The 5,156-nt window shown below is 67.9% G+C and carries 5 protein-coding genes; 4 read left to right on the forward strand and 1 reads right to left on the reverse strand.

What is annotated here, in order from left to right; all coding sequences use genetic code 11:
* A partial coding sequence (locus tag ACODT0_RS42145; RefSeq protein ID WP_489044017.1) for a hypothetical protein occupies window positions 1-182 on the forward strand: 182 nt, incomplete at its 5' end.
* A 39-nt stretch (window positions 183-221) separates the two neighbouring features.
* On the opposite strand, the gene ACODT0_RS42150 is transcribed toward ACODT0_RS42145, so the two are convergent.
* The gene (locus ACODT0_RS42150) at window positions 222-1,175 is read right to left on the reverse strand and encodes a LysR family transcriptional regulator (protein ID WP_057597802.1); all 954 of its coding nucleotides are present in this window, start codon (window positions 1,173-1,175) and stop codon (window positions 222-224) included.
* 146 nt (window positions 1,176-1,321) lie between these two features.
* On the opposite strand from ACODT0_RS42150, the gene ACODT0_RS42155 reads away from it, so the two are divergent.
* The 3 genes from ACODT0_RS42155 (at window position 1,322) to ACODT0_RS42165 (ending at window position 5,000) form a co-directional block, all read left to right on the forward strand.
* Entirely contained in the window at window positions 1,322-2,746 is a 1,425-nt protein-coding gene (locus tag ACODT0_RS42155; RefSeq protein ID WP_489044018.1) for an aldehyde dehydrogenase family protein, read from the forward strand.
* Complete coding sequence (locus tag ACODT0_RS42160; RefSeq protein ID WP_489044019.1) at window positions 2,742-3,686, forward strand: NAD(P)-dependent oxidoreductase; 945 nt, start codon at window positions 2,742-2,744, stop codon at window positions 3,684-3,686. The genes ACODT0_RS42155 and ACODT0_RS42160 overlap by 5 nt, the downstream gene beginning before the upstream one ends.
* Window positions 3,687-3,794: 108 nt before the next feature.
* Window positions 3,795-5,000: an ABC transporter substrate-binding protein gene (locus ACODT0_RS42165; protein ID WP_296736690.1), complete on the forward strand. Its 1,206-nt coding sequence runs from the start codon at window positions 3,795-3,797 to the stop codon at window positions 4,998-5,000.
* The last annotated feature ends 156 nt before the right edge of the window (window positions 5,001-5,156 follow it).

Raw genomic sequence — 5,156 nt, forward strand, 5'->3', positions numbered from 1 at the left:
CGATCACGCCGGTGGGCGCGCCGATCGGCGGCACGAGCACCGAGCTGGCGGCAGGTTTCACGCTGGCGGTAAGCCAGCGCACGAGCCTGTATGGCGAGCTCGGCAAGCAGTGGGCTTCGGGTGGCGTGGCTCGCGTGGGCAGCTCGGTCAATGCGGGGGTGGGCGTTCGCGTGAAGTGGTGAGGCTGAGGGCCGGGCAGGCGGCAGGCGCGGCAACCGCGACTACGTCCGCCCGTTCTCTCCCGCGGCCCGGATCCATTTCGCCCCGGTCCACTCGCCGCTCTCGACCGCGGCCTCCATGCAGCGCTTGAGTTCGCCGACCACGCATTGCACCGCAGTGGAACTGCGCCGCGTCGTCGGCAGCGCCAGGTAGATGCTGCGCGCGAACTCGGGCGCCGCGATCGGGGCGGCCGACAGCAGGCCGCGTTCGAGTTCGCTGCGGATCGCGACCGCGGGCAGCACCGAGAAGCCCACGCCCTGAACGACGAGGTCGCGCTGGACCGACAGCGCATTCGTCTCGGCCGCGATCCTGAACGGCACGTCGGCGACCGCGCACGCATGCTCCACGAGCCCGCGCAGGTTGTGCGGCCGGCTCGGCAGCACCAGCGGTGCCTGTCCTAGCGCGCGGACCTTCACGGGCTTCTTCAGCGAGAGTCCGTGGGCCGCCGGCGCGGTGAGGCACAGCACCTCCTTGAGCAAGGGCTCGAGGCTCACGCTCGGCCGTTGCGGGGCGTCGTACAGCAGGGCCATGTCGAGCTCGCCCGTCTCGAGCCAGCGCGCGAGATGGTCCGTGTAGCCCACCGACAGCGACACCTGCACGCCGGGGTAGCGCTCCTTGAGCGCCAGCACCAGCGGCGCGGCCAGCAGCTCGCAGCTGCTCGGCAGCAATCCCACGTGGACGATGCCCGCGATCGACGGGCCCGAGGGCTGGATCTCCGACCTCGCGTTGTCGAGCTCGCGCAGCGCGCGCCGCGAGTACTCCACGAGCGTGCGGCCCGCCTCCGTCAACACCATGCCGCCGCGGCTGCGCTCGAAGAGCAGTGCGCCGAGGTCGTCCTCCAGCAGCTTGAGCTGCCGCGAGATCGCGGGCTGCACCACATGAAGAAGCTCGGCGGCGCGCGTCACGCTGCCGGTGTCCGCGATCGCCAGAAAGGCCCGAATCTGCCGCGTATCCATCGCGTTTCCTGTCAGCAAAAAAAGTGATTTATCGATCAAAAATGGTAATTCGACGGCATGTGAAATGCAAATTTATGATCCGCCCACTTCACATCGGCACCCGCATCCGCGAGTGACCCGGCAGACCAGGAGACAGGACCATGGACATTCAGAAGAACCTCATCGGCGGCGAATGGATCGCCGGCCAGGAATCGATCGCCAGCATCAACCCGTCGGACACGCACGACGTGGTGGGCCGGTTCGCGCTCGCCGACGCGGCACAGGTCCGCCAGGCCGTGGCGGCCGCGCGCGCCGCCCAGCCGGCCTGGGCGGCAACGACCACGCAGGTCCGCAGCGACCTGCTGCAACGCACGGCGCACGAGCTCTTCGCGCGCCGTGAGGAGATCGGCGAACTGGTCTCGCGGGAAGCCGGCAAGACGCGCGCCGAAGGCATCGGCGAAGTCACGCGCGCCAGCCAGATCTTCGGCTTCTTCGCCGGCGAGGCCGTGCGCTACGGCGGCGAGAACCTCCCGTCGGTGCGGCCGAACATCGGCGTGCAGACCAGCCGCGAGCCGATCGGCGTGGTGGGCCTGATCACGCCGTGGAACTTCCCCATCGCCATCGCCGCCTGGAAGATCGCGCCCGCGCTGGCCTTCGGCAACACGCTGCTGCTCAAGCCCTCCGAAGAGACGCCCGCGGTGGCGAGCGAACTCTTCCGCGTGCTCGAGCGCAACGGCCTGCCTGCGGGCGTCGCCAACGTGGTGAATGGCCATGGCGCGGTCGCGGGCGCGGCCATCGTCGAAGGCGTCGATGCGCTGAGCTTCACGGGCAGCGTCGCCACCGGCCGCAAGCTGGCCCAGGCCGCGGTCGCGAGGATGGTGCGCGTGCAGCTCGAGATGGGCGGGAAGAACCCGCTCGTCGTGCTCGACGACGCCGACCTGGCGCAGGCGGTGGAGTGCGCGCTGAACGGCGCCTTCTTCTCGGCCGGCCAGCGCTGCACCGCGTCCAGCCGGCTGATCGTGACCGACGGCATCCACGACCGCTTCGTCGAGGCCCTGCGTGCACGCATGCGCGAGGTGCAGGTGGGCCACGCCCTGGCGGCGGGTACCGACATCGGCCCGGTGATCAACCAGCGCCAGCTCGACATGGTCCAGCGCTACATCGCGGTCGGCAAGGACGAGGGCGCCCGGCTCATCGAAGGCGGCAACGTGCTCGAGCGTTCGACGCCCGGATTCTTCATGGCGCCCACGCTGTTCGTCGACACCCGCAACGACATGCGCATCAACCGCGAGGAGGTGTTCGGCCCGTTCGCCACGGTGATCCGCGCGCGTGGCTACGAGGAAGCGCTCGCGCTGGCCAACGACACCGAATACGGCCTGTCGGCCGGGATCTGCACCCAGTCCCACAAGCACGCGACCCACTTCCGCCTGAACGTGAAGAGCGGACTGGCCATGGTCAACCTGCCGACCGCGGGCCTCGACTACCACGTGCCCTTCGGCGGCACCAAGGGCTCGAGCTTTGGCCCGCGCGAGCAGGGGAGCTACGCCGCCGATTTCTACACGCTGACCAAGACCGCCTACATCGGGCATTGATACCAGGAACCACCGGAGACATCGAATGGAAAAAATCGGCTTCATCGGGCTCGGGCGCATGGGCAAGTCCATGGCCCTGAACCTTCGAAAACAGGGCTACCCGCTGGTGGTCCACGACCTGAACGCCGCGGCGGTCAACGAGCTGGTCGATGCCGGCGCGGCGAGCGCGCAGAGCATCGCGCAGATCGCGCGCGAGTGTTCGATCGTCGCGACGATGCTGCCGAGCTCGACCGAAGTGGAGCAGGTGGCCCTGGGCGCGGAGGGTATCTTCGCCAACGCGCGCAAGGGCAACATCCTGCTCGACATGAGCACCATCGATCCGCTGGCCACCGACCGGCTGGCCGCGGCGGCTCGCACGGCCGGGCAGTCCGTGGTCGACGCGCCCGTGGGCCGCCTGGCCGAACACGCGGACCGCGGCGAATCGCTGTTCATGGTCGGCGCGACCGATGAAGATTTCGCCCGCGTGCGGCCGCTGCTCGATGTCATGGGCTCGACCGTCTACCACTGCGGCGACGTCGGCACCGGTGGCCGGACCAAGCTGGTCAACAACTACGTCGCGGTCACGCTGTGCCAGGTCAATGCCGAGGCGCTCGCGCTGTCGCAGCGTTTCGGGCTCGACATCACGCGCACCCTGCAGGTGCTCTACGGCACCTCGGCGACCAACGGGCAGTTGCGCCTGAACTTCCCGAACAAGGTGCTGGTGGGCGACACCACGCCGGGCTTCACGATCGACCTCGCGCACAAGGACATGGCGCTGGTGATGGGCGCGGCCCACGCGGCCAGGGTGCCGATGCCCGTGGCCGCCGCGGTCTTCGAATCGTTCAGCCTGGCGCGCGCCAGCGAGTACGGAAAGATCGATTTCTCGGGCATCGCCGATGCGGTCTGCGACCTCGCGAGGATCGAGCGCGCACGGGTGCCCGCGGGCTGGAAGGCCGCCTGACGAGGGTCAAGGTTTTCGAGCGAAACGAGTCCGGCAAGAGGCTCGATCTCTTGCCTCCCGATCAACAAGAAAGCGCAGCCGAAGCATCGGTTGCCCAGGAGACAAACAATGAGAATGCATGCCATCGCCCTGGCGGTCCTCGCGGGACTGCCCTGGATCCAGAACGCCAGCGCGCAAGCCGCGCCCGATCGCTTCAAGATCGGCTTCGTCACCGACATGTCGGGACCGTACTCCGACTTCGACGGCGCCGGTGGCCTCGACGCGGTCCGCATGGCCGTCGCGGATTTCGGCGGCAAGGTGCTGGGCCGGCCGATCGAGGTGCTGTCCGCCGATCACCAGAACAAGGCCGACATCGCGGCCAACAAGGCGCGCCAGTGGTGGGACCAGGACAAGGTCGAGCTGGTCATCGCGGGGTCCAACTCCTCGGCGTCGCTGGCGATCAGCAACATCTCGAAGGAAAAGAAGAAGGTCTTCATCTCCGCCGGCGCGGGCGCCGACAGCCTGACGGAAGAGGCCTGCCAGCCCTACCTCGTGCGCTACACCTACAGCACCTCGGCCCAGGCGCGCGGCACGGCGACGGCCATGGTGGAGCAGGGCGGCAAGAGCTGGTATTTCGTGACCGCGGACTATGCCTTCGGCTACTCGCTCGAGAAGGCCAGCATCGACGTGGTGCAGGCCAGCGGCGGCACCGTGAAGGGCAGCGTGCGCCATCCGCTGAACGCGAGCGACTTCTCGTCCTACCTGACGCAGGCGCAGGCATCGGGCGCGCAAGTGGTCGGCCTCGCCAACGGCGGCAGCGACCTCATCACCTCGATCAAGACGGCCAAGGAGTTCGGCATCAGCAGCAAGATGCGCCTCGCGGGCCTCATGGTGTTCATCACCGACGTGCACAGCCTGGGCCTCGACACCACCAGCGGCATGTACCTGACCGATGGCTGGTACTGGGACCTCAACGACAAGTCGCGCGCCTTCGCGACCCGCTTCTACGAGAAGCACAAGAAGATGCCCACCACCTTCCAGGCCGGCGACTACTCGGCCACGCTGAGCTACCTGAAGGCGGTGGAAGCGGCGCAGAGCACCGACGCCGACAAGGTGATGGCCGCGCTCAAGTCGCTCAAGATCGACGACATGTTCGCGCAGGGCTACATCCGCGCGGATGGCGCGATGGTGCACGACATGTACCTGATGCAGGTCAAGAAGCGCAGCGAATCGAAGCAGCCGTGGGACTACTACAAGGTGGTCTCGAAGATCCCGGGCGAGCAGGCCTATGCGCCGACGAAGCCCGGCGCCTGCCACCTGATGCCGAAGAGCTGATCAGCGCCAAAGCCGTGCCGCCGCCGCGTTTCGCGCGGCGCGCTGCCGCGCGGCTTTTTCCTTTGCTCCCACTCTCCTCTCCATGTCGTATCGCACGGACATCATTCTCGAAACACGCCAGCTCACCAAGGAATTCAAGGGTTTCACCGCGGTCAG

It is taken from the genome of Variovorax sp. FG153 (assembly GCF_057809595.1).

Excerpts from the sequence above, each read along its gene's own strand:
- ACODT0_RS42150 (WP_057597802.1), bottom strand. The coding sequence starts at position 1,175 with ATGGATACGCGGCAGATTCGGGCCTTTCTGGCGATCGCGGACACCGGC.
- ACODT0_RS42165 (WP_296736690.1), top strand. The coding sequence starts at position 3,795 with ATGAGAATGCATGCCATCGCCCTGGCGGTCCTCGCGGGACTGCCCTGG.